The following is a 955-nucleotide window of genomic DNA, read 5'->3' as shown; positions in this document are numbered from 1 at the left end:
ATGGTGCACTCGACAGGATTCGAACCTGTGACCGCTCGGTTCGTAGCCGAGTACTCTATCCAGCTGAGCTACGAGTGCATTTGTGTTTTTATACCAGATCACAACTGGTTGAAGCCAAGTTATTCACATCACTGCAAACAACCCTTAAATGGTGCACTCGACAGGATTCGAACCTGTGACCGCTCGGTTCGTAGCCGAGTACTCTATCCAGCTGAGCTACGAGTGCATTTGTTGCCGCGCATTATAGGCCGTTCAATCTGTTTGTAAAGCGCTTTTTTCTAGTAATTTCAACAACTTACCGAAGAAGCCAGATTACAACGTACTACGCAAATAATGGCGGAGAACGGGGGATTCGAACCCCCGACACCCTTTTGAGGTGTACTCCCTTAGCAGGGGAGCGCCTTCGGCCACTCGGCCAGCTCTCCGCAACACGGGGCGTATATTAACCAGCTTCTTCCCCGTTTGCAAACATAAAAAACGATAAAAATTAATGGCTTGGTTCTTCGTCCTTCTCTTTCTTGATGCGCAGGTAGATTTCCTCACGGTGGACGGCTACCTCTTTCGGGGCGTTGACCCCAATACGCACTTGATTTCCTTTGACGCCGAGCACGGTCACGGTGATTTCGCCATCACCAATAATCAGGCTTTCTGCGCACCGACGAGTCAGAATCAACATACCTTTCTCCTCACGCCTTACATTTCAGGGACAACAGTCTGCAAAAAAAAGGCACTCGACCTACAACCCAAAACGGTCGTGGCCTACATGCCTGAGTATTGACTAGCGCGAGCAAAAGAACAGCCTCGGGGTCACGCCATTCAAAAAACAAAAGGCGCGGTCAGACCGCGCCTTTTGGCAAACGCATCACTCGCCCTGGCGGGCCGGTGCGTCCAGTTCGAAAGCCGTGTGCAGAGCGCGCACAGCCAGTTCCAGGTATTTCTCTTCGATCACTACGGA

General features: G+C 51.1%; 2 protein-coding genes and 3 tRNA genes. All 5 read right to left on the bottom strand.

Going from position 1 to position 955, the window contains the following annotated elements; genetic code table 11:
- Window position 1: 1 nt before the first annotated feature.
- A tRNA-Arg gene (locus tag D8U69_RS19085) sits at window positions 2-78 on the bottom strand.
- A 71-nt stretch (window positions 79-149) separates the two neighbouring features.
- A tRNA-Arg gene (locus D8U69_RS19080) sits at window positions 150-226 on the bottom strand.
- Window positions 227-334: 108 nt separating this feature from the next.
- Window positions 335-425: transfer RNA gene (locus D8U69_RS19075), tRNA-Ser, on the bottom strand.
- Between the two features lie 62 nt (window positions 426-487).
- The gene (gene csrA, locus D8U69_RS19070; protein WP_002554426.1) at window positions 488-676 is read right to left on the bottom strand and encodes a carbon storage regulator CsrA; all 189 of its coding nucleotides are present in this window, start codon (window positions 674-676) and stop codon (window positions 488-490) included.
- 186 nt (window positions 677-862) lie between these two features.
- Window positions 863-955 (bottom strand): hypothetical protein (locus D8U69_RS29805; RefSeq protein WP_241668669.1); only part of this gene is annotated, 93 nt, incomplete at its 5' end.

Origin of the sequence: Pseudomonas sp. Sample_16 (assembly GCF_004307665.1) — a bacterium.
Classification (GTDB): domain Bacteria; phylum Pseudomonadota; class Gammaproteobacteria; order Pseudomonadales; family Pseudomonadaceae; genus Aquipseudomonas.
Note: the sequence above shows the minus strand (reverse complement) of the source record. Positions and strands in the feature narration are given on the sequence as shown.

Bases quoted from the DNA above. Each gene is read 5' to 3' on its own strand.
- csrA (WP_002554426.1), bottom strand. From the start codon at position 676: ATGTTGATTCTGACTCGTCGGTGCGCAGAAAGCCTGATTATTGGTGAT.